General features: G+C 60.1%; 20 protein-coding genes and 3 pseudogenes. 10 read left to right on the top strand and 13 right to left on the bottom strand.

Going from position 1 to position 24,189, the window contains the following annotated elements; genetic code table 11:
- Nucleotides 1-22 precede the first annotated feature (22 nt).
- The 4 genes and pseudogenes from ACLH0J_RS05430 to ACLH0J_RS05415 all read left to right on the top strand — a co-directional run bounded on the left by ACLH0J_RS05430 (nucleotide 23) and on the right by ACLH0J_RS05415 (nucleotide 2,820).
- Nucleotides 23-823, top strand: coding sequence for a hypothetical protein (locus ACLH0J_RS05430; RefSeq protein WP_411391164.1), 801 nt, complete (start codon nucleotides 23-25; stop codon nucleotides 821-823).
- A pseudogene (locus tag ACLH0J_RS05425) lies at nucleotides 751-1,344 on the top strand (ABC transporter permease); the annotation flags it as partial. The gene ACLH0J_RS05430 and the pseudogene ACLH0J_RS05425, both read left to right, overlap by 73 nt.
- Nucleotides 1,341-1,760 (top strand): annotated as a pseudogene (locus ACLH0J_RS05420) (ABC transporter permease subunit); the annotation flags it as partial. The pseudogenes ACLH0J_RS05425 and ACLH0J_RS05420, both read left to right, overlap by 4 nt.
- Before the next feature lies 1 nt (nucleotide 1,761).
- Entirely contained in the window at nucleotides 1,762-2,820 is a 1,059-nt protein-coding gene (locus ACLH0J_RS05415) for a succinylglutamate desuccinylase/aspartoacylase family protein (protein WP_411391163.1), read from the top strand.
- 12 nt (nucleotides 2,821-2,832) lie between these two features.
- Here ACLH0J_RS05415 and ACLH0J_RS05410 read toward each other — a convergent pair whose 3' ends face one another.
- From ACLH0J_RS05410 to ACLH0J_RS05395, 4 genes are all read right to left on the bottom strand, one after another.
- Nucleotides 2,833-3,387: a tetratricopeptide repeat protein gene (locus tag ACLH0J_RS05410; RefSeq protein ID WP_411391162.1), complete on the bottom strand. Its 555-nt coding sequence runs from the start codon at nucleotides 3,385-3,387 to the stop codon at nucleotides 2,833-2,835.
- Between the two features lie 223 nt (nucleotides 3,388-3,610).
- On the bottom strand, nucleotides 3,611-4,894 hold the full coding sequence (hemL, locus tag ACLH0J_RS05405) for a glutamate-1-semialdehyde 2,1-aminomutase (RefSeq protein ID WP_411391161.1): 1,284 nt from the start codon (nucleotides 4,892-4,894) through the stop codon (nucleotides 3,611-3,613).
- Nucleotides 4,895-4,905: 11 nt separating this feature from the next.
- Complete coding sequence (gene thiE, locus ACLH0J_RS05400; RefSeq protein WP_411391160.1) at nucleotides 4,906-5,535, bottom strand: thiamine phosphate synthase; 630 nt, start codon at nucleotides 5,533-5,535, stop codon at nucleotides 4,906-4,908.
- Between the two features lie 32 nt (nucleotides 5,536-5,567).
- Nucleotides 5,568-6,365, bottom strand: a complete 798-nt coding sequence (locus ACLH0J_RS05395) for a hydroxymethylpyrimidine/phosphomethylpyrimidine kinase (protein WP_411391159.1) — start codon at nucleotides 6,363-6,365, stop codon at nucleotides 5,568-5,570.
- 277 nt (nucleotides 6,366-6,642) lie between these two features.
- Between ACLH0J_RS05395 and ACLH0J_RS05390 the strand changes: the two genes are divergently transcribed.
- The 4 genes from ACLH0J_RS05390 to ACLH0J_RS05375 all read left to right on the top strand — a co-directional run bounded on the left by ACLH0J_RS05390 (nucleotide 6,643) and on the right by ACLH0J_RS05375 (nucleotide 13,057).
- Entirely contained in the window at nucleotides 6,643-9,033 is a 2,391-nt protein-coding gene (locus ACLH0J_RS05390; RefSeq protein WP_411391158.1) for a 7TM diverse intracellular signaling domain-containing protein, read from the top strand.
- A 96-nt stretch (nucleotides 9,034-9,129) separates the two neighbouring features.
- The gene (locus ACLH0J_RS05385; protein WP_411391157.1) at nucleotides 9,130-10,785 is read left to right on the top strand and encodes an acyl-CoA dehydrogenase family protein; all 1,656 of its coding nucleotides are present in this window, start codon (nucleotides 9,130-9,132) and stop codon (nucleotides 10,783-10,785) included.
- Between the two features lie 65 nt (nucleotides 10,786-10,850).
- Complete coding sequence (gene amn, locus ACLH0J_RS05380) at nucleotides 10,851-12,350, top strand: AMP nucleosidase (RefSeq protein ID WP_411391156.1); 1,500 nt, start codon at nucleotides 10,851-10,853, stop codon at nucleotides 12,348-12,350.
- Nucleotides 12,351-12,421: 71 nt separating this feature from the next.
- Nucleotides 12,422-13,057 (top strand): pseudouridine synthase, encoded by a 636-nt coding sequence (locus tag ACLH0J_RS05375; RefSeq protein ID WP_411391155.1) that lies wholly within the window; start codon nucleotides 12,422-12,424, stop codon nucleotides 13,055-13,057.
- Here ACLH0J_RS05375 and ACLH0J_RS05370 read toward each other — a convergent pair.
- Both ACLH0J_RS05370 and ACLH0J_RS05365 read right to left on the bottom strand, forming a co-directional pair.
- Complete coding sequence (locus tag ACLH0J_RS05370) at nucleotides 13,052-13,261, bottom strand: DUF2788 domain-containing protein (protein ID WP_093420504.1); 210 nt, start codon at nucleotides 13,259-13,261, stop codon at nucleotides 13,052-13,054. The two genes, ACLH0J_RS05375 and ACLH0J_RS05370, sit on opposite strands and share 6 nt — an antisense overlap.
- A gap of 120 nt (nucleotides 13,262-13,381) precedes the next feature.
- Nucleotides 13,382-13,861, bottom strand: coding sequence for an Lrp/AsnC family transcriptional regulator (locus tag ACLH0J_RS05365; protein WP_411391154.1), 480 nt, complete (start codon nucleotides 13,859-13,861; stop codon nucleotides 13,382-13,384).
- A 415-nt stretch (nucleotides 13,862-14,276) separates the two neighbouring features.
- On the opposite strand from ACLH0J_RS05365, the gene ACLH0J_RS05360 reads away from it, so the two are divergent.
- Entirely contained in the window at nucleotides 14,277-15,332 is a 1,056-nt protein-coding gene (locus tag ACLH0J_RS05360; RefSeq protein WP_411391153.1) for a DUF6515 family protein, read from the top strand.
- On the opposite strand, the gene ACLH0J_RS05355 is transcribed toward ACLH0J_RS05360, so the two are convergent.
- Nucleotides 15,329-16,222 (bottom strand): cation diffusion facilitator family transporter, encoded by an 894-nt coding sequence (locus tag ACLH0J_RS05355; protein WP_411391152.1) that lies wholly within the window; start codon nucleotides 16,220-16,222, stop codon nucleotides 15,329-15,331. The two genes, ACLH0J_RS05360 and ACLH0J_RS05355, sit on opposite strands and share 4 nt — an antisense overlap.
- A 9-nt stretch (nucleotides 16,223-16,231) precedes the next feature.
- Complete coding sequence (locus tag ACLH0J_RS05350) at nucleotides 16,232-16,651, bottom strand: polyribonucleotide nucleotidyltransferase (protein WP_411391151.1); 420 nt, start codon at nucleotides 16,649-16,651, stop codon at nucleotides 16,232-16,234.
- 183 nt (nucleotides 16,652-16,834) lie between these two features.
- On the opposite strand from ACLH0J_RS05350, the gene hrpB reads away from it, so the two are divergent.
- Nucleotides 16,835-19,342 carry an ATP-dependent helicase HrpB gene (gene hrpB, locus ACLH0J_RS05345; protein ID WP_411391150.1) on the top strand — a complete coding sequence of 836 codons (2,508 nt, stop codon included), beginning with the start codon at nucleotides 16,835-16,837 and terminating at the stop codon, nucleotides 19,340-19,342.
- A 647-nt stretch (nucleotides 19,343-19,989) separates the two neighbouring features.
- Here hrpB and ACLH0J_RS05340 read toward each other — a convergent pair.
- From ACLH0J_RS05340 to ACLH0J_RS05320, 5 genes and pseudogenes are all read right to left on the bottom strand, one after another.
- A complete protein-coding gene (locus ACLH0J_RS05340) occupies nucleotides 19,990-20,622 on the bottom strand; it encodes a hypothetical protein (protein ID WP_411391149.1) in 633 nt (210 codons plus the stop codon).
- A complete protein-coding gene (locus tag ACLH0J_RS05335; RefSeq protein ID WP_411391148.1) occupies nucleotides 20,622-21,779 on the bottom strand; it encodes a DUF2515 family protein in 1,158 nt (385 codons plus the stop codon). Before ACLH0J_RS05335 ends, ACLH0J_RS05340 begins: the two co-directional genes overlap by 1 nt.
- Nucleotides 21,780-21,910: 131 nt before the next feature.
- Nucleotides 21,911-22,564, bottom strand: coding sequence for a hypothetical protein (locus ACLH0J_RS05330; RefSeq protein WP_411391147.1), 654 nt, complete (start codon nucleotides 22,562-22,564; stop codon nucleotides 21,911-21,913).
- A pseudogene (locus ACLH0J_RS05325) lies at nucleotides 22,561-23,620 on the bottom strand (DUF2515 family protein). The gene ACLH0J_RS05330 and the pseudogene ACLH0J_RS05325 overlap by 4 nt, the downstream one beginning before the upstream one ends.
- 18 nt (nucleotides 23,621-23,638) lie before the next feature.
- A complete protein-coding gene (locus tag ACLH0J_RS05320; RefSeq protein WP_411391146.1) occupies nucleotides 23,639-24,136 on the bottom strand; it encodes a PAAR domain-containing protein in 498 nt (165 codons plus the stop codon).
- Between the last annotated feature and the right edge of the window lie 53 nt (nucleotides 24,137-24,189).

Raw genomic sequence — 24,189 nt, 5'->3', positions numbered from 1 at the left:
TTATCTGTTCGGGAGTAGCCCTGTGCGCGATCCTCGCTATGACATTCTGTTTGAACCGGTGCAAATAGGCCCGGTCCGCACCCGTAACCGCTTTTATCAAGTCCCCCACTGCAATGGCATGGGCCATGTTCACCCATCGGCTATGGCGCGCATGCGCGGGATAAAAGCCGAGGGTGGTTGGGGTGTGGTCTGTACCGAGGAATGTGAAATCAGCCCGCTGAGCGAGTTCTCTCCTTATATAGAGGCGCGCTTGTGGGATGACCGGGACATCCCGGCGCTGGCGCGGATGTGCGAGGCGGTCCACCAGCATGGTTCATTGGCTGGCGTGGAGTTGGCGTTCAATGGCTATTCCGCGCCCAATCGCTACAGTCGTGAAATTCCCTGGGCTCCCTCCGACACGCCGGTGCGCGGTTATGACCCGGTGCAGGCCCGGGCCATGAGTCGTGCCGATATCCAGCAACTGCGCGCGATGCATCGGGCCGCCGCGCTGCGGGCGCGGGAGGCAGGGTTTGACATCATCTATGTCTATGCCGGGCATGACCTGAGCGTGCCGTTTCATTTCCTCACTCCCCGCAACAACCGGCGGACTGACGAGTATGGCGGGGGGCTGGAAAACCGCGTGCGGCTGTTGCGCGAATTGATCGAGGACACCCGCGATGCGGTGGGTGACCGCTGTGCCGTGGCGGTACGCCTGGCGGTAGATGAGCAGATGGCTGGCGGCCTGTGTCGCGAGGGAGAAGGCGCAGAGATCTTCTCGATGCTGGCGCCAAGCTGTCCAAGGTCCGGGCCCTGCGCCTTTGCGCACAGCTCTACACCACACTGATCCGTGGCGTGCCGGACCTGCTGTTGATGTTGTTGATGTTCTATGGGGTGCAAACCGGCTTGAGTCGTCTGACACACGAACTGGGTTGGGCCCACATCGAAATCGACCCTTTCAGCGCCGGTGTGCTCACCCTGGGGTTTATCTATGGCGCCTATTTCACCGAAACCTTTCGCGGCGCATTGCTGGCCGTGCCCCGCGGCCAGTTCCAGGCCGCCAAAGCCCTGGGCATGACCTTCAGCCAGGGCTTCGTGCATGTGATATTCGCGCAAATGATGCGATTCGCCCTACCGGGGCTGGGCAATAACTGGATGGTCTTGCTCAAGGCCACGGCGCTTGTGTCAATCATCGGCTTGGCGGACCTGGTGAAAGTGGCTCAGGTGGCGGGCAAAAGCAGTCAGCAGTTGCTGGCCTTTTTGCTGCTGGCAGCATTGATCTACCTGTTGCTCAGCAGCGCTTCGAGCGCGGCATTGGGTTGGTTGACGCGTCGCTACGGCGCCGGTGAGCAGGAGTCGTCACGATGATCGAGCTGATCCAGGAATACTGGCGACCGTTCATCTATTCCGATGGTCAACAATTGACCGGTCTGGCCATGACCTTATGGCTGACCAGTGCTTCGCTGTGTCTCGGCCTGTTGTTGGCATTGCCATTGTCTATCGCCAGAGTGTCGTCGCGGCGTTGGTTGCGTTGGCCGGTGCACAGCTTCACCTACCTGTTTCGCGGCACGCCGCTGTATATCCAGTTGTTGATCTTCTACACCGGTATCTACAGCATTGCCGCCGTGCGTGAACAGCCATGGCTTGACGGGTTTTTCCGCGAGGCGCTGAACTGCACGCTATTGGCGTTCGCCCTGAATACCGGCGCCTACACCACGGAAATCCTGGCTGGTGCCATTCGGACGATGCCTCGCGGTGAAATCGAGGCCGCGCGGTCCCTGGGGTTTGACGAGCTTTCATTACGGACCGGCCCAGGCGGTCGGCAAGGTTTACATCCAGGCTTCGCTGCACGCCGATGAGCTACCGGGCATGCTGGTGTTATGGCACTTGAAGCGGCAACTGGCGTATCTGGAGGCAGCAAGGTTGCTGCGCTGGTCGGTTGTGCTGGTGCCGGTGGCCAACCCGCTGGGGTTGGAGCAAGTGTTGATGGACGTGCCTCAGGGGCGTTTCGATAACGACAGTCGGGAAAACTTCAATCGGTTCTTCCTGGATGTCAGCCAGCAGGTCGGCGATCGCGTCCAAGGCCTATTGGTCGATGATCCGGCCGACAATCTGCACCTGATCCGCTCGGCCCTGCGGCAAACACTTGCCAGCCAAGTACCGACGACGCAATTGCAATCCATGCGCTTGATCCTGCAAACGCTGGCCTGCGACGCCGATATCGTGCTCGACCTGCATTGCGATTTCGAAGCCGTGCAGCACTTGTATCTGTCGCCGGATTTCTGGTCGGACGTGGAGCCCCTGGCGCGCTACCTGGGCGCCAGGGCCTGCTTTTTGGCCAAAGAGGCGGGTGGGCAATCGTTTGATGAGTGCTTTACCTTGTTCTGGGCACAGATGCAGGCGCGTTTCGCCGCACGCTTTGCGCCGCCAGGCTTCGCCGTGACCTTGGAGTTGCGGGGCGTTGCCGACGTGGATCACGCTCTGGCGCGCCAGGATTGTCAGGCGTTGATCAACTACCTGATTCAGCGCGGCGCCATTGATTGCCAGGCGCCGCCGGTGCCGCCCTTGCTGAACCCGCCGACACCGTTGGCCGCGGTAGAGCCGGTGATCAGTCCGGTGGGAGGCTTGATTGTGTTTTGCGCTCAGGTGGGGGATTACCTGGCGGCGGGGCAAATCCTGGCCGAAGTGATTGATCCGATCACTGATCGGGTGACACCGGTTGCGTGTTCGCGAGAAGGGCTTTTGTATGTTCGATCAGTGCGGCGGATGGCGACTGCGGGTATGACCATTGCCCATGTGGCGGGCGTGAAGGCCTATCGGCAGGGCTATCTGTTGTCGCCTTGATTCAGTCTTGAATCAGGGCAGGGGGGAAAAGGGCGATCGCCCATCCGCACTCTGCAGTTCCTGCAGGTAGTTGCGGAAAATCTGTCCCAGTACCTGGGTGGCCAGTTCGAGCTCATCGCGCTGCATGTGCTCGGCGACTTCGTCGGCGGTGTCCAATGCGTCTTCGGCACCATTGACCGCGGCCATTTTCAGCACGATGTAGGCCTGGACGTTATTGGCCGGTACGCCTTCACCTTTATAGAACATGGTGCCTAGCTGGAATTGCGCCTGGGCGTGGCCCTGCAGCGAGGCTTTCTCGAAGTAGCTCAATGCTTTGTTGAGGTCGCGGGCGGGGTTCTTGCTGTCGTGGTAGTACTCGCCCAACTCGTATTGCGCCTGTGCGTCCCCGCCGTCGGCCTGTTTCTGGCACGCGCTCAGGGCTTCGGCCTGGCTGTCTGGCTGGGTATTGAGGGTGCAACGACCCATCGCTGGGATTAACAACGAGTTGCCGCCTGCTTGTGCATGTGCCAGCAGCGGCTGAAGGAGCAACAGGCAGCCCAGAACCAGGGTGCGGCCGGTGCGTTTCATGGGAATCGACTTACCTCTGACGGGGCACGCGGACCCTCGCGGGATCCAATAAGCGCGCATTATGAAATAAGCAGGCACCTGCTTACAAAGTCTTTACTCGTTTTTCTGCTGGTTGGCCAAGTTATCTGCCGGATTGCAGGTGATTTCTCGAAAAAATCGGAAAATTCTGTAAGCAAAGTAGCAAATCAGACACCGCCAAGACGGTGTCTGATTTTTCCGCCGTTTATTTCAGGGCAGCGAACGCGCGTTCGGCGGCATCGAGGGTCAGTTTCAGCTCGGCGTCGCCATGGGCGATCGAGGTGAAGCCGGCTTCGAAGGCGCTGGGTGCCAGGTACACGCCGCCTTCTAGCATCAGGTGGAAGAAGCGCTTGAACAGGTTGGCATCGCTGCCCATCACGTCATCGAAGGTGACGATATCGTCGGCACCGCTGAAGTACAGGCCGAACATGCCGCCCGCCTGGGTGGTCACGAACGGGATACCGGCGGCGTCGGCGCGCTGTTGCAGGCCGTCGAGCAGGCGGGTGGTGTAGTCAGTCAGCTCGGCATGGAAGCCCGGGCGGCTGATCAGGCGCAGGGTGGTCAGGCCGGCGGCCATGGCCAGTGGGTTACCCGACAGGGTACCGGCCTGGTACACCGGGCCCAGTGGTGCGATGTACTGCATGATTTCACGCTTGCCGCCAAAGCAGCCGACCGGCATGCCGCCGCCGATGATCTTGCCGAAGGTGCTCAGGTCTGGCGTGACGCCGTAATGCGCCTGGGCACCGCCGAGGGCTACACGGAAACCGGTCATCACTTCGTCGAAGATCAGTACCACGCCGTGCTTGTCGCATTGCTCGCGCAGGCCTTCGAGGAAACCTGGCGCCGGGGGCACGCAGTTCATGTTGCCGGCCACCGGCTCGACGATGATGCAGGCCACGTCCTGGCCGACTTCGCTGAGCATCTGCGCGACGGCGCCGATGTTGTTGAACGGCAGGGTCAGGGTGTGTTTGGCAAAGGCGGCGGGTACGCCGGCCGAGCTCGGTACGCCCTGGGTCAGCGCGCCGGAGCCGGCTTTGACCAGCAGGCTGTCGGAGTGGCCGTGGTAGCAGCCTTCGAACTTGATGATGCTGTCGCGGCCGGTGAAACCACGGGCCAGGCGGATCGCGCTCATGGTCGCTTCGGTGCCGGAGCTGACCATGCGCACCATCTCCATCGACGGCACGATCGAGCAGACCAGGTCGGCCATCTCGGTTTCCATCGCGGTCGGCGCGCCATAGGACAGGCCGTGTTCCAGCTGTTTGCGCACGGCGTCCAGCACGTCTGGATGGCTGTGGCCGAGGATCATCGGGCCCCAGGAACCCACGTAGTCGACGTAGCGCTTGTCGTCTTCGTCGGTGACGTAGGCGCCTTCGGCATGCTTGAAGAACAACGGCGTGCCGCCGACGCTCTTGAACGCACGCACGGGGGAGTTCACACCGCCGGGGATGTGTTTCTGGGCATTGGCAAACAGGGTTTCGGAACGGGACATGATCGGGCTCTCTAAACGGAATACTTAAGAAGATCGTTGAAGGCGCGGGCGCGGCGCGTGACTTCCTGGGTGCTGTCGGCGCCGAACAGGCCGTGTACCACGGCGAGCAGGTCAGCCCCATGGGCTACCAGCGGCTCGGCGTTTTCCAGGGTAATGCCGCCGATCACGCAGATCGGCAACTGCAACCGTGCGCGCGCCTGAGTCAGCATCTCGACGGTGGCGGCGGGGGCGCCGGGCTTGGTGCTGGAATTGAAGAAGCGGCCAAAGGCGACATAGCTGGCGCCTTCCTTCGCGGCCTGCTCGGCCAGTTCGATCTGGCTGTGGCAGGTCGCGCCGATGATCGCCTTGGAACCCAGTAGCGCGCGGGCCGGGGTCAGCGGGCCGTCGGTCTGGCCCAGGTGCACGCCGACGCCCAGGCGCGCGGCCAGTTCGGCATCGTCGTTGATGATCAGCCGGGTCTTGTAGCGTGAGCACAACTCACGCAGCTTTTCGGCTTCGCGCAGGCGCCGTGCTTCATCGGTGCTTTTGTCGCGGTACTGCAGCAGGGTCACGCCACCGTCCAACGCCGCTTCGACGTAGGCGAGGAACTTGCCGGCCAACAGTTGGCTGTCGGTAATGGCGTAAAGGCCACGTAGTTTCATCGGGCAGGCCCCTTGATGTTGCGAACAGAAAGTTACGAGCAGAAATCCAGCGGCAGACGGCGCGGTACAAATTGGCCCTGGCCGAGTTGTTCGGCGTCACGCAGGGTGCGCCAAGTGTAGTTGAGCGCCGATTGCACGGCACTGACCAGGCCTTCGCCCTGGGCGATCCGCCCGGCCAGGGCGCTGGCCAGTGTGCAGCCCGAACCGTGATAGCTGCCGGGCAGGCGTTGGCAGGTAAAGGTCTGGTGCGTGCCATCGCGGCTATAGAGGCGATTGTGCACTTCACGTTCGTCGCCATGACCGCCGGTGATCAACAGGTGCTTGATAAACGGCAGCAGCTTCTCGGCGCATTCGTCCGCGCTGCCGTCTGGCAGTTCGGCGAGGATGCGCGCTTCGGGCAGGTTCGGCGTGGCGATCAGCGACAGCGGCAACAACCGCTCGCGCATCGCGTACCCCACTTCGTCCTTGCCCAGGCTGCCACCGCCGCCGGCGCGCAGCACCGGGTCGCACACCACCGGCAGGTGCGGGTGCGCCTGCAGCAGTTCGACCACGGTGTCGACCATCGCGGTGGAGCCGAGCATGCCGAGCTTGACCGCTGCCACTTCGGAATCGCTGAGCACGGCATTGGCCTGGGCCAGGACCCACTCGCGGTCGAGCACGCGGAAATCGCTGACATTGACGGTGTTCTGCACGGTCAGGGCAGTGACGGTCGGAGCCGCATGGCAGCCTTGGGCGAGCAGGGCTTCGATATCTGCCTGCAAGCCGGCGCCACCACTGGGATCATGGCCGGAGAGACAGAGGACAACAGGGCGAGAGCTGTAGATATTCATGGTGCGCGAGCTTACCACCAAACGCTTTTTGCGTGGCTGTCTGGCGATGGTTGAATTTTGCTGTGAGCGTGACGCTTTTGGGGTGCGTGGATAAGGCGCGAAATTTCGCTGAAAGCCTCGATCTAGAGCCTTCAAAAAAATTATATGGATGGTGCCAAATGGCCTTTGGCGGCTATGCTAGAGTGGATTCAAACAACTTACGGTACCGCCGGTGTACGTCTTCTCAAAGGGAATGGGGGGCTTTTTGACATAACCGGACAGGCCACGCTGGGGCTCTATGCGCTATTTGCTGATTTTATTGTTGTGCGGGCTGCCCATGCTCGCCAGCGCCATCGAGTTCAACCAGGACACGCAACGCCTGCCGCTGGGCCGGGCCATGCAAGTGCTCGAAGACCCGACCACCGCACTCACCATCGCTGATGTCAGTGCGCCTTCCGCCGCCACACGGTTCAAACCCCACGATAAAGACACCCTCAACGCCGGTTACTCTCGCTCGGTATTCTGGCTCAAGGTCAACCTGCAGTACCTGCCCAACGATCTCCAGACCCAGCGCACCTGGTTGTTGGAATTGGCATACCCGCCCCTTGACCACCTCGACTTGTACCTGCCTGACAGCTCAGGCACTTATCGTCTGGCCGGGCGCACCGGTGATGCGCTGCCCTTTGCCAGCCGCGAGATTCGCCAGAACAACTACCTGTTCAAAGTCGACTTCAACCCGGGCGAGGCGAAAACCGTGTACCTGCGCCTGCAAAGCGAAGGCTCGATCCAGGCTCCGCTGACGCTCTGGTCCAGCACCGCCTACCTGGAGCAACAGCCGCTGCGCCTCTACATACTCGGCCTGATCTACGGCGTGTTGCTGGGGATGCTGGTCTACAACCTGTTCATCTACCTCAGCGTGCGCGACACCAGCTACCTCTATTACATCTTCTATATCGCGTCGTTCGGCATGTACCAACTGTCTGTCAACGGCGCGGCGGTGGAGTATTTCTGGCCGGACAACCCCTGGTGGGCGAATGCCGCAACGCCGTTCCTGATCGGTGCGGCGGCGTTGTTCGGCAGCCTGTTCGCGCGCAGTTTCCTGCACACCGCCCAACACAGCCGCTGGATCAACCGCCTGCTGCTGGGGCTGGTGGCCGCTGGCGCGGTGGTGATGCTGCTGTCGCTGATGACCAGCTACGCCCTGGCGCTGCGGCTGGCCACCGCCCTGGCGCTGGTGTTTACCGTGACGGTCTTTGTCGCTGCCATCAAGGCGTGGTACTGCGGCCAGCGGGTGGCGCGCTATTTCATTATCGCCTGGTCGGCGTTCCTGCTCGGTGGGGTGGTCAATACGCTGATGGTGCTGGGTTATTTGCCCAATGTGTTCCTGACCATGTACGCCAGCCAGATCGGTTCGGCGATCGAAGTGGCGCTGTTGTCCCTGGCCCTGGCCGACCGCATCAACTCCATGCGCGAGCAGCAGGCACAGATCCTGTTCGACGCCAGCCAGAAGCTTGAAGTGCTCAACGTGCAACTGGCCCGCAGCAACCGGCTCAAGGATGAATTCCTGGCCACCCTGACCCACGAACTGCGCACACCGATGAACGGCGTGATCGGTTCGCTTGAACTGATGCAAACCGTGCCCCTGGACGCGGACCTGGCGCAGTACCATCAAACCGCCGCCGGTTCGGCGCGGGACATGATGCGCATGGTCAACGGTATCCTAACCCTCACCGAACTGCAGGCCGGGCGCCTCACTGCCCAGTCCGAGGTGTTCAGCCTGCGCGGCGTGCTCGACACCTTGAACCAGCAGTTCAGCGCCAGCGCCCAAAGCAAGGGCTTGGCGTTTTCCATCGAGGTGGCGCACGAACTGCCGGACCGCGTGGCGGGCGACGCCGACAAACTGCTCCAGTGCCTGGACTGCCTGCTGGACAACGCCTTTAAGTTCACTCACGAAGGTGCGGTGCGCCTGCGAGTGGAGGGTGCGCCCCAGAGTGACGCAGGCTTGCGCCTGAGCTTTATTGTCACGGACACCGGTATTGGCTTTGCTTCCCTCCACGATGCCACCCTGTACCAGCGCTTTTTCCAGCTCGACGGCTCCACCACTCGCGAATATGGCGGCCTGGGTATCGGCCTGGCGATCTGCCGACAGTTGATCGAGCTGCAAGGGGGCTGCCTCACCCATCATTCCGAGCCGCGTAAGGGCAGCCGCTTCCAGTTGGAAGTGGTGGTCATTCCGGTGCCGTCGGAGCCCCAACAGGCGCGGGATCGGCAGCGCGCGCCCCAGGACTGCGCCGTCCTGCTGGTGGATGACAACAGCGTGGGCCAACTGGTGGTGCGCGGCATGTTGCTCAGGCTTGGCTATCGGGTCAAAACCGTCGACAGCAGCCCGGCGGCGTTGGCGGCCTTGCGGGGAGAACACTTCGACGCCGTGTTGTTGGATATGCCTGAAGGGGGATTCTCATTGTGCTGCCAGATTCGTGCGTTGCCTGGCTGCGGCGAATTGCCGGTGATTGCCTTGAGCACCTCGCTGAATGTGTCGGAGCGCGAGCATAGCCATGGCATCGGCGTCTCTGATCGACTGGCCAAACCCGTGCGTTTCGAGGCGTTGCAGGCCGTATTAGCGCGCCGTTTGTTGGGGGCTGCCGAGGGTGAAAGCGCCGGACATTCGGCGCGTATGCCACTTTTTTAAGCGTCGGGACGATGCTTAACTGAAATGCCGGCCTTACTCGACATGCTCCTACAGACGTGCTGCACTCGACATGGCCTTTTTCCCAGGAGGCCCGTCATGAACCTGCATCAGTTCGCCGAAACCCACGACGTCACCAACCAGCCCCCGTCCCTGGACGGCACCAACCTGTACCGCATCGACCTGCCCCTGCAAGAGTGGTCGCGCCGCTTCGGTGCCGGCTGGGCCGAAGCGCGTATTGATGCGTATGGCGCGCTGGCCGGCGGGCCGCTGATGGAGGCCGGGTTCCTGGCCAACCAGAACAAACCGCTGTTCAGCAGCCATGACCGTTATGGGCACCGTATCGACCTGGTGGAATTCCATCCGGCCTACCACGAACTGATGCGCACCGCCGTTGAACATGGCTTGCCGTCGTTGCCATGGGCGCATCCGCAATCCGGCGCCCATGTGGCCCGCGCGGCCCTGACCTACCTGCACAGCCAGGCCGAGGCCGGCACCGGTTGCCCCTTGACCATGACCTTCGCCTGCGTCCCGGCCCTGCGCCTGCAACCGGATCTGGCCAAGGCCTGGCTGCCGAAAATCCTCAGCACTCAGTACGACCCGCGCAACGTCGGCATCGCCCACAAGCCCGGCGCCACCATCGGCATGGCCATGACCGAAAAACAGGGCGGCACCGATGTCCGTGCCAACACCACCCGCGCTTATCCGGTGGGTGCTGGTGGTCCGGGGCAAGCCTATGAACTGGTGGGCCACAAGTGGTTCTGCTCCGCGCCGATGTGCGATGCGTTCCTGACCTTGGCCCAGACCGACAAAGGCCTGACCTGTTTCCTGCTGCCCCGGCACCGCCCGGACGACACGCGCAACCCGTTCTATATCCAGCGCCTGAAAAACAAACTCGGCAATTGCTCCAATGCGTCCAGCGAAGTGGAGTTTCGCGGCGCCCTGGCCTGGATGGTCGGCGAAGAAGGCCGTGGCGTGCCGACCATCATCGAAATGGTCGCCATGACCCGCTTCGATTGCATGGTCGGCTCCAGCGCCTTGATGCGTCAGGCGCTGACCCAGGCCAGCCATCATTGCGCCCATCGTTCGGTGGGCGGGCGCGTACTCAGCGAGCAACCGCTGATGCAAAACGTGCTCGCCGACCTGGCCCTGGAAAGCGAAGCCTCGCTGGCCTTGAGCATGCGCATGGGCCGCGCCCTGGACCATTTGGGCGATGAGCGGGAAGCCAAGTTCGCCCGGCTGGTGACGGCGGTGGGCAAGTATTGGATCTGCAAGCGCGCGCCGGCGATGATCAACGAAGCCGCCGAATGCATGGGCGGTGCCGGGTATGTGGAGGACAGCATCCTGCCGCGCCTGTACCGTGAGGCACCGGTGAATTCGACGTGGGAAGGTTCCGGCAACGTGCAGTGCCTGGACGTGCTGCGTGCACTGTCCAAGGAGCCGGGTGTATTGGAAGCGCTGTTTGTCGAGCTGGGCGACGGGCATGGTGACCGGCAGTTGGCGCGGCATATCGAGCAGTTGAAGTCGGCATTCATGGACACCCAGGACATCCAGTACCGCGCGCGGCAACTCACCGAAGACATCGCCGTGGCGCTACAGGCCAAGTTGTTGCTGGAGGCCGGTCATGCGGTGGTCAGCGATGGCTTTATCGCCAGCCGTCTGGGCGAATCGTCCGGCCGCGTGTATGGCACCTTGCCTCGAGGTATAGATGTCGACGCCATCGTCGCTCGCTCAACCCCTCCTTCATCCAGGTAAACGCGGTCCAAATGTGGGAGGGCATTCCAACTTCGGTGTTTCGGTGAGGCCGGGATACAGGCAAGATGAATGCCTGCACGTCAGAACACAGGATGCTTACCGTGACCGAAGCTTTTGTTGTCGTTCAAACCGCTGAAGAAGCCGTGGACCGGCTGGCGGCCCTGCATGAGCGTGCCACCGGCGCGCTCAACCGGGCCCTCAAGCAATACCTCAAAGACCGGGTCGAACCCGACGCCGAACAACGTGCGCTGTTTCGCTACCCGGAACTGCGCCTGACCTACCACTGCCACGGCGAAGTCCCACAGACCACCCGGGCGTATGCCAAGGTCCAGTTGCCGGGAACCTACAGCGTCACCGTTACTCATCCCTCTGCCTTCCGTAAGTATTTGCTGGAGCAACTGGTGCCGCTGATGCACGACTTCACCGTGACGGTGGAAGTCGGCGTCAGCCAGCAGAATATTCCTTACCCGTACGTGGTGGAGCAGGGCGACGAGCTGGCCGGCTCCGGCGTGACTGCCGCGACCCTGGCCCGCGTGTTCCCCAGCACCGACCTGTCGGCCGCCACCGATGGCATCGCCGATGGCCTCTACGATTGGGAAAACACCGATCCGCTGCCCCTGGCGCTGTTCGACGCCGCCCGCGTGGACTTTTCCCTGCGCCGCCTGGTGCATTACACCGGCAGCGACTGGCGCCATGTGCAGCCGTGGATTCTGCTGACCAACTACCACCGTTATGTCGACCAGTTCATCCTGCATGGCCTGGAACAACTGCGCAGCGACCCGCGGTTTATCCGCATGGTGTTGCCGGGCAACGTGATCATCGACAAGAGCATGGACCACGGCGAAGCGTCGGCGATTGCGGCCGGCGTGGTCTGGCACCGCTATCAGATGCCGGCCTATCACCTGCAGGCCAATGACGGTCACGGCGTGACCCTGGTGAATATCGGCGTCGGCCCGTCCAACGCCAAGAACATCACCGACCACCTGGCCGTGCTGCGTCCGCATTGCTGGTTGATGATTGGCCACTGCGGCGGCCTGCGCCAATCCCAGACCATCGGCGACTACGTCCTGGCCCACGCCTATATGCGCCGCGATGGGATTCTCGACCGCGTGGTACCGCCGAACATCCCGATTCCGGCCCTGGCCGAAGTGCAGATGGCCTTGCAGCAAGCGGCGGCCAATGTCACCGGCGAAAAAGGCGAAGAGCTGAAAAAACGCCTGCGCACCGGCACCGTGCTGACCTACGACGACCGCAACTGGGAGCTGCGCTGGGCCCAGGAACGGCCGCTGATCAACCTGTCCCGCGCCGTGGCCGTGGACATGGAAAGCGGCACCATCGCCGCCCAGGGTTATCGCTTGCGCGTCCCGTATGGCACCTTGCTGTGTGTCTCGGACAAACCGTTGCACAGTGAGATCAAGCTGCCAGGTTCGGCCAACGCGTTTTATGAGCGCGCGGTCAGCCAGCACCTGAAGATCGGCATCGAGGCGGTCGACCTGTTGCGCACCGAGCTCAACTCGCTGCACTCGCGCAAACTGCGCAGCTTCGACGAACCGCCGTTCCGCTAAGCGGTTGGGATGGTCATTTAGCGGTCAGGCCACTAGCATTGTCGGTCCTGACCGTTAGATGTTCCTTTGCCATGTCCCGTCCCACCCGTCCCGATTCGCGCCGCCCTGGCGTGAAACCTCCGTATTCCGCTGCGCGTCGCGTCGCCAAGGCGCCACCGGCCGAGCCGAAGTTGATCCTGTTCAACAAACCGTTCGATGTGCTGACCCAGTTCAGCGACGAAGGCGGGCGCGCGACCCTCAAGGATTTTATCGACATCCCCGGCATTTACCCCGCCGGGCGCCTGGACCGTGACAGTGAAGGCCTGTTGTTGCTGACCAACGATGGCCAGTTGCAGGCGCGGATCGCCGACCCCAAGCACAAGCTGGCGAAAACCTACTGGGTGCAGGTCGAAGGCGAGCCCACCGAAGCACAACTGCAACGCCTGCGCGATGGGGTGGAACTCAACGATGGCATGACCTTGCCCGCCGAGGCCCGGCAGTTGGACGAGCCTGAGCTGTGGCCACGCAACCCACCGGTGCGCTTTCGCAAAAGCGTGCCGACCCACTGGCTGGAGCTGGTGATTCGTGAGGGGCGCAACCGCCAGGTACGACGCATGACGGCAGCGGTCGGGCTGCCGACGTTGCGTCTGGTGCGCATACGTATTGGGGAGTGGACCCTTGACGGCCTCGATCAAGGCCAGTGGAAAGCCGTGCCGGCGCGCTTATAAAACGCCGGACTCGATCAGGCCGATCACCACACTCTTGATGATGAACGCGGCCACGCCCAGGCCCAGCACGAAAAACAGGATGAACGAGCCAAAGCGCCCGGCCTTGGACTTCTTCGCCAGGTCCCACACGATAAAGCCCATGAAAATAATCAGGATGGTGACCAGGCCGGTCATCATCCATTCTTCAAGCAGGGCAGGGTCGATCGAATTCATTGCAAGTCTTCCGACAGAGGCGGGCGGGAAGTATACGGCAGCGTGGCAGGGGCAACGTTGACCTGCGTCGGTGCGTCGCACCCCATTCCCTGTGGAGCCGGCTCAGGGGAATCAGGTACGCAGGTGGGTCAATGGCAACTCGGTGCTGTTGAGCACCTGATTGAGTACAAAGCTCGAGCGCACGCTGGTCACACCTTCGATGCGGGTCAGATGACCCAGCAGCAGTTTCTGGTAGTGATCCATGTCCGGCACCACCACTTTCAACTGATAGTCCGCATCCATCCCGGTCACCAGGCTGCATTCCAATACCTGAGGCAAGGTGCGGATGGCCGACTCGAAATTCTCGAAACGCTCGGGGGTGTGGCGGTCCATGCCGATCAGCACATAGGCCGTGAGGCTCAGGCCGAGCATCTTGCGATCGAGCAGGGCGACCTGGCGCGCGATGTAGCCGTCGTCTTCCAATTGCTTGACCCGGCGTGAGCAGGGCGAAGGCGACAGGCCGATACGCTCGGCCAACTCCTGGTTGGAGATCCTCGCGTCGCGCTGCAATTCCGCCAAAATACTCAGATCGTATCGGTCAAGCTTGCTCATTGGGTTGGCCTTTGTCGTAACTATTGCGGCGAATTATCCCTTGAGGGTTAAAAATTGCGCAAGCACTGTTTATTGACGCAATCTTCGCAATCATCTGTCGGGCGATGGCAGGTATCTTTATCAACAGAATCACCGCCTGGACAACAGTCCACAGCAGCTCGCCCAATCAGGCCCGCTGCGGCCGCCACCCCAGCAGGGTTGAGTCGGCCTCCAGGCTGCACACTGTCCACAAGACGGCGTGAGGTGAGCCAACGTCAAAAGCGTTGAGCCAGGACGAAGTTCTCAAGGGGTGGCCGACGGGTCACCCCTTTTCTTTTGCCGCAGAAAATTGTTCTCGTGACTGATAACCTGTCCCAGAACCGGGCGAGGCTTTTCCAGTCTCATGTGTATGCCCTAAACCGCAGTGAGGAAAAGCATGAAGCGCATCTGGCGTATGGCAGGTGTTGGTGTGTTGGTGGTCAGTGTCGGCGCACAAGTAATGGCCGACGAACGCGATAACGTACCTCGTGAGGGCCAAGTGCCGCCAGGGGCCGGCGGTCAACATGAACGGGGCCCTGAAGGTGGACGGCGGCCGGAGAACAACGCGCCGCGTCCCGAGAACAATCAACCACGCCCGCAGAATCAGCCACGTCCACAGAATCAGCCGGTCGAGCGCGGCGGCCAGAACGGCAACGCTCAATGGCAAGCCCGCCCCCAAGGCAATGAGCAGCCGCGTCCGGCCCCCCAGCCACAACCTGCGAACAACCTGCCGATCCAGGGCCGCCCGGATACCGTGCGCCAGACCCAGGAACCGCGCCAAGGCAACTACCGTGACATCCCGCGCCGCAACGACGGCAACCCGCAGTGGGAAGCCGGTGGCCCCGGTTCGCGTCCCGGCGGCAACGCGCGCCCGGATGATCGCCGTTGGCCAGGGCGTCCCGACGGACACGGCAATGGCTGGGGCCCAGGCCCGCAGTATCGCCCCGGCTATGTTGTCGACCGCTTCCCCGACCGCAATTACCGTGTGCCGTATCGCGGCCAGGACTATTTCTTCTCCGGCGGCTACTGGTACCGTCCCCAGGGGCCGCGTTATGTCGTCGTGGCGCCACCGTATGGCATCCGTGTGCATTACTTGCCGGACTATGCGCGCGAAGTGTGGGTAGGCGGTGCGCTGTTGTTCCTGGCCGCCGGCGCCTACTACGCCTACGAAGAAAGCACCCAGCAATATGTGGTGGTGGAACCGCCGGCGGCCGTCCCCGCGCCGCAGCCTGCACCCCAGGGCAACGGCTATGACGTGGTGGCCTATCCCGCCAATGGCCAGTCACCGGCCCAGGTGCAGCAGGACGGTTACGACTGTTATCGCTGGGCGGTGCAGCAAAGCGGTTTTGATCCGCAGGCCGTCACCTACGCCCCCGACCCGGCGGTGGTACAAACCTACCGCCAGGCCCAGGGCAACTGCCTGAGCAGTCGCGGCTATCAGGTGCAGTACTAGGCTTTGGCCTCGTTGAGCACTTCCAGCGGGTCGGCGTGCACCAGCACCTCGGCGCGCGGGTAGGCAGCGTGAATGGCATCGGCGGCCTGGTCGCTGATGCCGTGGGCCACTGACAGCGTCAGTTCCCCCGGCAATTCCAGGTGCAACTGCACAAACCAATGGTTGCCGGAGATCCGCGTGCGCAAATCGTGGGCACCCAGCACCCCCGGCACGCCACGGGCCAATTCCAGCATGTGTTGGCTGACGTCCGGCGGCAGCTCTTCATCCATCAACACCGCAAAGCTTTCCCGGGCGATCTGGATGGCGCTCCACAGGATATAGGCCGCGATGCCCAGGCCAAACCAGGCGTCCACCTGATGGAAGCCGAAACCCGTCACCACCAGCGCAATCAGAATGCTGCCATTGAGCAGCAAGTCTGAACGGTAGTGCAGTGAATCGGCACGCACCGCACTCGATCCCGTTTCCCGCACCACATGGTGTTGCAGGATCAGCAGGGCCACGGTCAGCGCCAGGGACAAAATGATCACCCCAATGCTCAACCACGGCGCGCCGACCGGCTCGGGATGTTTGATGCGTTCCAAGGCCTGGAGCGCGATCAGTACCGCACTGCCGGCGATGAACAAGGCTTGCGCCATGCCGGCCAGCGATTCCGCCTTGCCATGGCCGTAACGGTGATCGTCATCGGCCGGGCGCAGGGCGTAATGCACCGCGATCAGGTTCAGCAGCGACGTCACGCCATCGAGCAGCGAGTCGGTCAACCCGGCGAGCATGCTCACCGAGCCGCTCAGCCACCAGGCAATGGCCTTGGTAATAATCAACACAGAGGCCACGCCGACTGAAGCGCGGGTGGCCAGGCGCAACAGCCTGGCGTGTTCGGGACTGCTGGTCATAGGGGGTCCTTAGGCGGCGGGTTGCAGGCCAAGAGCAGCCAACTGTTGCACGCTGCCCTTGAACTGGATCATGCGCGGGTCGTCCAGCGGCAGGGTGCGGCCGGTTTCTTTCTGGATGATGCTTTGCAGCTTGGCGTTGTCGACCTTGCCGTCGGCGCCGATGGCTTCGTGGAGTTTTTCCGGGGCGACCTGGGCGGTCTTGCCCGGCTCGAAATAAATCGCGCCAGTGGCGAAGTCGACACCGAAGGCGATCAGGCCCGGGATCACATAGAACAGCAGGCCCACGGCATCGAGCACCGCAATCGTCGGGTCGATCTTGCCGTCGATCTGGCCACGGCGGTCGGGGTAGAAAATCGAACCGCAGGCCGTCAGTTGGCTAAGCAGGGTGACGGCGAGGACACCGCCGATGACACGGGAAGCGATACGCATGGAAAATCTCCTGTCGGGCACTGTAGGAGCGAGCTGGCTCGCCAAAGACCTCAACGATAACGCCTGCCGCCTGAATGTGCGCGGCGCTCTCGGGGTTTTCGCGAGCCAGCCCGCGTCTGCAAGAGACCATCGCCGGCATCCAGCAGTTCGCCGTTATACTCGCCGTTCTGCTTTGGAGCCAGTATGAAATCGTTGCCGATCGATGATGTTTTACCCGCCTTGCGTGACGCCTTGGCGAATCGCCATGAAGCCGTACTGGAAGCGCCGCCCGGCGCCGGTAAAACCACCCGCGTGCCCTTGGCTTTGTTGAATGAGCCGTGGCTGGCCGGGCAGACCATCCTGATGCTTGAACCCCGCCGCCTGGCCGCCCGCGCCGCCGCCGAACGGCTGGCCAGCGAGCTGGGTGAAAAAGTCGGTGAAACCGTTGGCTATCGCATCCGCCTCGACAGCAAAGTCGGCCCCAACACCCGCATCGAAGTGGTCACCGAAGGCATCCTCACCCGCCGCCTGCAGGACGACCCGGCGCTGGACGGCGTGGGGTTGCTGATTTTCGACGAGTTCCACGAACGCAGCCTCGACGCCGACCTGGCGCTGGCCCTGAGCCTGAATGGCCGCGAGCTGTTTCGCGATGAGCAGCCGCTGAAAATCCTGCTGATGTCCGCCACCCTTGAAGGCGAGCGCCTGGCCAGCCTGCTGGACGATGCGCCGATCCTGCGCAGCGAAGGGCGCATGTTCCCGGTGCAGATGCGTTGGGGGCGCCCGTACCAGGCCGGTGAGTTTATCGAGCCGCGCGTGGTGCAGACCATTCTCGACGCTCTGCATGACGAAACCGGCAGCGTGCTGGTGTTTCTGCCGGGGCAGGCGGAGATTCGGCGGGTCCATCAGCAACTGATCGACGCCCTGGGCGAGCGCCATGAGGTCCTGCTGTGCCCATTGCATGGCGAGCTCGACCTGAACGCCCAACGTGCCGCCATCGACCCGGCGCCCGCCGGCAAGCGCAAAGTGGTGCTGGCCACCAACATCGCCGAGACCAGCCTGACCATCGACGGCGTGCGCGTGGTGATCGATGCCGGGCTGGCGCGGGTGCCGCGTTTTGACCCCGGCAGCGGCATGACCCGCCTCGACACCCAGCGCATCTCCCGCGCCAGCGCCACCCAGCGTGCCGGTCGGGCCGGGCGCCTGGAACCGGGGGTGTGTTATCGGTTGTGGTCCGAAGACCAGCATGACGGCCTGGCCGCCTACGGCAGTGCGGAAATCCTCGCAGCCGACCTCGCCGGGCTGGCCTTGCAGTTGGCGCGTTGGGGCGTCACGCCGGCGCAACTGGTGTGGCTCGATCTGCCGCCGACCGCCGCGTACGCCCAGGCGCAGGATTTGCTGCAACGCCTGGGCGCCTTGAATGACGACACCCTGACTGCCCATGGCCAGAAAATGGCCGAATTGCCGGCGCATCCGCGTATCGCCCACCTCTTGTTGCGCGGGCAGGACCTGGGGCTGGCGGCCACGGCCTGTGATGTCGCCGCGTTGCTGGGGGAGCGCGATATCCTGCGCGGCGGCGGCGCGGATCTGCACAGTCGCCTGGTGCTGTTGTCCGGCGAAGAGCGCGCACGCGGCACTCAAGGAGGCGTGCAGCGGGCCCGGCAACTGGCGCGGCAATATCGCGGCTATTTACGCGGCAAGACGACTCAACCGGTCGCCGATCCAGAGCATCCGCGCTGGCTCGGCGCGTTGCTCGCCCTGGCCTACCCCGACCGCGTCGCCCAACAACGCCGCCCCGGTGGCGCCGAATACCGCCTGGCCAATGGCCGCGCCGCGTTGTTCGCCGAGGCCGACAGCCTGATGAAACAACCCTGGCTGGTGATCGCCGACCTCGGCAGTCGCCAGGGCCAGCGAGAAGAACGCATCTACCTGGCGACGGATTTCGATCCGGCGCTGTTCGATAGCGTCCTCGCCGAGCAAGTGCGCAACGTCGACCAACTGGATTGGGACGAACGCGAAGGCGTACTGCGCGCCGAACGCCAGCGCAAAGTCGGCGAACTCGTCCTCAGCCGCGAACCGCTGATCGGCCTGGACGAGTCCGCGCGCACCCAGGCGCTGGTCAACCTGGTGCGCCGCAAAGGCCTGGAACTGCTGCCCTGGACCCCGGAACTGCGCCAATGGCAGGCCCGCGTGATGCTGCTGCGCCAACTGGACGCCGGCAAAACCAGCGAATGGCCCGACGTCAGCGACAGCGCCTTGCTCGCCGGCCTGGAACACTGGCTGATGCCCTACCTGGGTAAAGTCTCGCGCCTGAGCCATTTCGCCAACCTGGATCTCTCCAGCTACCTGCACAACCTGCTGCCCTGGCCGCTGCCCCAGCGCCTGGACGAACTGGCCCCCCACCATGTCAAAGTCCCCTCGGGCTCGTCGGTACGCCTGGACTACAGCGAGCAACCGCCGATCCTGGCCGTGCGCCTGCAAGAATTGTTCGGCCTGGCAGACACTCCACGCATTGCCGGCGGGCGCCAAGTGGTGAAGCTGCACCTGTTGTCGCCGGCGCGGCGGCCGGTGCAAGTGACCCAGGACCTGGCGAACTTCTGGCGCAGTACCTACGCCGAGGTGAAGAAAGACCTGAAGGGGCGCTATCCGAAGCATTATTGGCCGGACGACCCACTGGTGGCCGAGGCGACGGCGCGGATCAAACCGCGTAAGTAGGGGGGAGTTGAGAGGGTTATTGTTTATCTGTGGCTATAGTCCCTTCCCACACTGACATCGATTAGGTACCTCGCGGTATTCGGATCACGCTTATCGCAACGGGCGTAGCATCTGCTGAATATGGTCTAGTAAGGGAATTAACTGGTCGAAAGGCAAGGTTTTAAGCATCGGGGAAGTGGTGAATGTTGTTACTTTTCCTTCGCTGTAGCCTACAGCTAATAATTTTGTTGGCGGTAGGATGAAACTATGTTGAGGGTCATCAAACTTTACAATGACTGGGCTGGTAATCCAGGTTGAATCTTCTACTGGAGGCGTCGTTTGGCGGATTACAGTCTTGGATTTTACTGGGAATGTTGAGTCTCGAAGGACCTCTTTGTAGGGTTTTCCTACGTGTAAGGCGATGGCGCCGATTTTTCCGAAGTCACGGTTTAGATGAAATGTTAGGATGGCCAATATTGCGAGTAATATGCCTACGCACAATTTACGCATTGCTCTATTTTCTCTCTCGTTAGTGATTTTGTAATGAGGTCGCTTGATTGGTCGCAAGTGATTGATTTTTTAAGTAGGCTATTTAAGTGGGGTTTCTGTTATTTGAAAAAGCCTATGGGCTGATATTTGTTTGTCAGAGCATTATCAGGGGCTGTCATTTATATGTTTCTCAAATCCATTCCCACACTGACATCAATTAGATATTTTGCCGTATTCGGATCATGTTCATTGCAGCGTGCATAGCATTTGACGATGAGTGACATGCTGTATTTACGAGGTACCAAAAGCGTCGCGGTTACGGCTTTATTGAACAATAAGCTTTGTAGTGCGATTCTGTCTGCTTCGCTACCTGTCTTGATCCAAGTGTAATTTTCGTGGTCATCTCTTGGTATCCATCCGGATTTTTTTAGCATCTGCTGAATATGGTCTAGTAATGGAATTAACTGGTCGAAAGGCAAGGTTTCAAGCATCGGGGAAGTGGTGAATGTTGTTACTTTTCCTTCGCTGTAGCCTACAGCTAATAACTTTGTTGGCGGTAGGATGAAACTATGTTGAGGGTCATCAAACTTTACAATGACTGGGCTGGTAATCCAGGTTGAATCCTCTACGGGAGGCTCCGTTTGGCGAATTACAGTTTTAGATTTTACTGGGAATGTAGAGTCTCGAAGGATATCTGCATAGGATTTTCCTACGTGTAATGAAATGGTGCTGATTTTTTGGATGCTGTAGTTTAGATAAAATATTAGGGTGACCAATGTTATGAGTGAAATGCCTAAAATTAATTTGCGCATTACTCTACTCCCTCGCCGTTGGCAATTTTTGTAATGGAAGCTTTTAATTGCTCGTGAGCAATTGGATTTTTAAGCAGGATGTCAAATTGTATTGCTGCTCGCGTCACAAAATTCATGCGCTGACTTTTGTCCGACAAGTCGGAAATTGTGTTTCGGCTGAAACTGATTTTTTTATCGTCAGTTACCTTGCATTGACTTGCTAAAGTCAGTTGTATTTCTTCGGATAACCCTGAAAGTAGGCCGGTTACTACCGAAATTATATCGCCCGTCTGAGTTCCTCTCATTAGTAACGCAAAGCGTTCTACATCATACATTGCAGGTTGGAGAATATTTAGTTGCTCATGCCATGCCATGTCGTAGACACTTTCATGGATTTTACCTTGCTCGATTTTTAAAAAAGCTTGAATGATTTCCTGCTGGACGATGCCAAATTGAACTTTGTCTGCAATTGGCCAAATTACTTCGTTTTTTAGTACGTCACGGTTGCGTATACACTCTTCCATCTCTTTAAATCCCCGCACCATATAGAACCGATGCAACGGATAAACATCCAGAAACAGCGCCGTATTCCCCAGTGCCAGCATTTCATGAACGTACTTCAACTCTTCCTGCAACGTCGTAACCGCGCCACCCAGCAGTGGGTTGCTCGTCAGAGGAACCGGGTTCTGTTGTCTGGCCTGGTCCCACGCGTGCCATTCTTCGGATTTTGGGCGGATGTTGCTGAGCCTCCGGCGGTCAAGCAGGTCTTGGGGCGCTTTTTCTTTGAGTTGTTGATAAGCCTTTTTTTCCGCTTCGATGCGTTCATCCAGCGTGACGGCATGCAACAACCCGCACCCCACCTGCTTCGACGCAAACGCCGCCAAGCCCGCCCATTGAAACCGGTTATCCGCCAGCCACAATTGCGCATACGCCGCGTTGATCCTGCGGTTGCGGGCGAGTGGGTCGGCGATGAGTACGCCGCCGGGGGCGATCCACTCTTCGGCTTCTTTTTGAAACCTTTTCCAGAGGCAGCGACAGGTCAGTATCGGCACTACGATGGTGGTCTTCGGGTTTCTGCCATCGTGGCTGGTGACGCGCTTGCAGGCGGACAGTTCGCAGGTGCTGTCCCAGAGTTTTTTGAGGTCCAGTTCGTGTGGGGTGATGCATTGGTCGGTCATGGGAGGCTTCCTTGAGGCTCAGCTCGTCCAGCGCACGATGGCGAGGTCCGGCTGGGGGTTATCAAAATGAACGCTTTAATAGGTTGCTCGTTAAAATGCACCCTCACTGTTGAAGTGCTTATCCCGCTGTTTTAAGTGCGTTCTCGCCCAATGCTGATGTCGATCAGGTACTTTGCGATCTTCGTATCGCGCTCACTACAGTGCTCGAAGCATTTAATGCTCAGGAATAAGCTGTATTTTCCGGGGATGTATAAACTGATACTGCTGGCTTGGTCGAAAAGTGTTTTCTGAAGTTGTTCTTGTTGTGTGGCGGATTCAAGTTTGAACCATCCGTTTTTGTCTTTTTTCTGGAGTTTCCAGTCACGGTTTTTAAGTGTTTTCTGTACTTCCGTCAGGCGCAGGATAGCCTCTGTAAAATGTGAGCTTTCTGACATTGGCGATGTTGTAATTGTTGAAACCCTAAGGTCCTTATAAGTTACTGCCCCAAATATCGTTTCAGGCAGGGTGAATCCGTAGTCAGGGTCGTCAAACTCAATAATTGTAGGGGTGCGGACCCATGTTGAGGCCGGGTAGGGTGGGTCTTTTTCATCGCTTGGGTCACCAGGATAGATCGCGGTGTTGCGGCTTACCGAAAATGTCGAATCATTAATAACTTCGGTGTAAGGTTTTCCAATATGCACCGATAGAGTCTTGCTACTCCAAGGTGAATTCAAAAAACTAAGACTAACTGTGATAAAAACTGCCAGTGTCAGAAAAAACAGCCGCTGTCTATTTGATCGGCTCACGGGCGGACTCCGGTTCCATCGGCAATATTTGCAATGGATTTTTCCAGCTGGCTTCTGCTCGCGGGATATTTAAGAAGGTTGTTGAATTGTGCGGCAGCTCGCAGTACGAACTCCATTCGTTGATTTTTATTAGCAAGATTGGACAGTGGATTAGTACTGAAGGAAACACTTCGTTCGTCCGAAACTCTGCATTGACTGGCTAAGGTGAGTTGTATGCCTTCAGGAACGCCAGACAACAAACCGGTAACGACTGATAATTTGTCCGATGCATGTGTGCCCCATATAAGTGACGCGAAATGTGCGTCATCGTACATTGCTGGTTGCAGGATATTGATTTGTTCGTGAGTCGCCATGTGGTTAACGCTTTCTGCGATATTTCCTGATTCAATGGCTTCAAATGTATCAAGGACTTCTTGGTGGGGAGTTCCGAAGTTTACCCGGTCTTTTATCGGCCATATCACATGGTTGGCTATTTTTTCCCGGATTCCTATGCACTGTTCCATTTCCTTATATCCTCGCACCATAAAAAACCGGTGCAACGGATAAACATCCAGAAACAGCGCGGTGTTACCCAATGCCAACATCTCATATACATAGTCCAATTGCGCCTGCACCAGAGAGCGCTGGTTATCCCCTAAAGTGATATCCGTAGTGGGTAGCGGATTTTCGGACCTGGCTTTTTCAACGTCCTCCCAAACCTTGGGGTCGATTCGACTGAATTTAAATCCAAACCCCTCATAGAGTGTTTCAGATGGTGTTTCTCGTAATTTTCGATGCGCCTCTTTTTCCATTGCGATGCCTTCTTGCAATTTCGTGGCATGCAACAACCCACACCCCACCTGCTTCGACACAAACGCCGCCGGGGGCGATCCACTCTTCGGCTTCTTTTTGAAACCTGTGCCATAGGCAACTGCAGGTCAGTATCGGCACTTCGATGGTGATTTTCGGGTTTCTGCCATCGTGACTGGTGGTGCGTTTGCAGGCGGACAGTTCGCAGGTGCTGTCCCAGAGTTTTTTGAGGTCCAGTTCGTGTGGGGCAATGCATTGGTCGGTCATCGGAGGCTTCCTTGAGACTCAGTTCGTCCAGCGCACGACCGCGAGGTCAGGCTGGAAGGTGGTGAGGCTTTGGGTCATGCCTTGGGCGTCGGTCTGGCCTTTTACGGTGTGGCCTTCAGCGGTTTCGAGTTCGTAGGCGTGTTGGGCGATCGGCTCACCCGTTCGGGTATTCCTCGCTTTGAACTCGACGAGCGCCTCGCCAACAATCGGCAAGGGCGGAATAAACGGCGCGGGGGTGTGGGTGTTGCCGATGATGACGCTGCCTGAACCGCCGATCACGACGCCGCCGTGGTCGGTGGTGCCGTCCAGGGTCATGGCGTTGCGGCCGTTGATAAACACCGTGGAGACGAATTCGCCGCTGAGGGCTTGGCCGCAGGTGCAGGTATCGCCGACTCGGGCGGCGGGGAGGCCGTCGAAAAAGACGTCGGGCGAGCCGCTGGCGATGGGGTTGGTGCCGTGTCCGGGGACGGGGCAGGTGGTGGGGTCTGAAACGCGCGCGGCGGGTTTTCCTGGCATGGGCATTGCCTCGTCATTGTTAGCGTTGACGAGGAACCTAAGTCAGCAAAATG

Source organism: Pseudomonas sp. MPB23, assembly GCF_046605395.1.
Taxonomy (GTDB): domain Bacteria; phylum Pseudomonadota; class Gammaproteobacteria; order Pseudomonadales; family Pseudomonadaceae; genus Aquipseudomonas.
This window is presented reverse-complemented; position numbering and strand designations above follow the sequence as displayed.

Excerpts from the sequence above, each read along its gene's own strand:
- ACLH0J_RS05410 (WP_411391162.1), bottom strand. The coding sequence starts at position 3,387 with ATGAAACGCACCGGCCGCACCCTGGTTCTGGGCTGCCTGTTGCTCCTT.
- hemL (WP_411391161.1), bottom strand. The coding sequence starts at position 4,894 with ATGTCCCGTTCCGAAACCCTGTTTGCCAATGCCCAGAAACACATCCCC.
- thiE (WP_411391160.1), bottom strand. The coding sequence starts at position 5,535 with ATGAAACTACGTGGCCTTTACGCCATTACCGACAGCCAACTGTTGGCC.
- ACLH0J_RS05395 (WP_411391159.1), bottom strand. The coding sequence starts at position 6,365 with ATGAATATCTACAGCTCTCGCCCTGTTGTCCTCTGTCTCTCCGGCCAT.
- ACLH0J_RS05390 (WP_411391158.1), top strand. The coding sequence starts at position 6,643 with ATGCGCTATTTGCTGATTTTATTGTTGTGCGGGCTGCCCATGCTCGCC.
- ACLH0J_RS05385 (WP_411391157.1), top strand. The coding sequence starts at position 9,130 with ATGAACCTGCATCAGTTCGCCGAAACCCACGACGTCACCAACCAGCCC.
- amn (WP_411391156.1), top strand. The coding sequence starts at position 10,851 with ATGAATGCCTGCACGTCAGAACACAGGATGCTTACCGTGACCGAAGCT.
- ACLH0J_RS05375 (WP_411391155.1), top strand. The coding sequence starts at position 12,422 with ATGTCCCGTCCCACCCGTCCCGATTCGCGCCGCCCTGGCGTGAAACCT.
- ACLH0J_RS05365 (WP_411391154.1), bottom strand. The coding sequence starts at position 13,861 with ATGAGCAAGCTTGACCGATACGATCTGAGTATTTTGGCGGAATTGCAG.
- ACLH0J_RS05360 (WP_411391153.1), top strand. The coding sequence starts at position 14,277 with ATGAAGCGCATCTGGCGTATGGCAGGTGTTGGTGTGTTGGTGGTCAGT.
- ACLH0J_RS05355 (WP_411391152.1), bottom strand. The coding sequence starts at position 16,222 with ATGACCAGCAGTCCCGAACACGCCAGGCTGTTGCGCCTGGCCACCCGC.
- ACLH0J_RS05350 (WP_411391151.1), bottom strand. The coding sequence starts at position 16,651 with ATGCGTATCGCTTCCCGTGTCATCGGCGGTGTCCTCGCCGTCACCCTG.
- hrpB (WP_411391150.1), top strand. The coding sequence starts at position 16,835 with ATGAAATCGTTGCCGATCGATGATGTTTTACCCGCCTTGCGTGACGCC.
- ACLH0J_RS05340 (WP_411391149.1), bottom strand. The coding sequence starts at position 20,622 with ATGCGCAAATTAATTTTAGGCATTTCACTCATAACATTGGTCACCCTA.
- ACLH0J_RS05335 (WP_411391148.1), bottom strand. The coding sequence starts at position 21,779 with ATGACCGACCAATGCATCACCCCACACGAACTGGACCTCAAAAAACTC.
- ACLH0J_RS05320 (WP_411391146.1), bottom strand. The coding sequence starts at position 24,136 with ATGCCAGGAAAACCCGCCGCGCGCGTTTCAGACCCCACCACCTGCCCC.